Genomic DNA, 607 nt, shown 5'->3' with positions numbered 1-607 from the left:
ATGCCGCCGATGGCGAACCACGGCCGGTCGGAGTCGAGCGACGCCGCGTACCGCACGAGGTCGAGCCCGGGGGCGTGCCGGCCCGGCTTGGTCGGGGTCGGCCAGCAGGGGCCGGTGCAGTAGTAGTCCACGCCGGGCTCGACGGAGGCGGCACGGGCCTCGGCCTCCGCGTGGGTCGAGCGCCCGATCAGCACCTGGTCGCCGAGGATGGCGCGGGCGGCGGGCACCGGCAGGTCGCCCTGGCCCAAGTGCAGCACGTGGGCTCCCGGCTGGTGGGCGCCACGGGTGGCGAAGGCGACGTCCGCGCGGTCGTTGACGGCCAGCAGCGCGCCGTGCCTGCGGCACGCCTCGGCGAAGACGGCGAGGTGGTCGAGTTCCTCGGCCGCCTCCATGCCCTTGTCGCGCAACTGCACGATGTCCACGCCGGCGGCGAGCACCGCGTCCAGGAACTCCGGCAGGTCCCCCTGGCGCTTGCGGGCGTCGGTGCACAGGTACAGCCGGGCGTCGGCGAGGTGCTCGCGAGCGGCGGCTGCGGTGACTGCGGCGGCCATGGGATGGCCTCCCCCCAGATCAGCGGCGTATGGGCCGGGCGCGGGGTCGCCGGCCC

At 76.1% G+C, this 607-nt stretch carries 1 protein-coding gene; it reads right to left on the bottom strand.

Features of this window, described 5'->3' with window-relative positions; all coding sequences use genetic code 11:
• Positions 1–551 (bottom strand): thiamine phosphate synthase (locus KUM32_RS40620; RefSeq protein ID WP_217146699.1); only part of this gene is annotated, 551 nt, incomplete at its 3' end.
• Positions 552–607 lie beyond the last annotated feature (56 nt).

Source organism: Streptomyces sp. AC627_RSS907, assembly GCF_019049165.1.
This window is presented reverse-complemented; position numbering and strand designations above follow the sequence as displayed.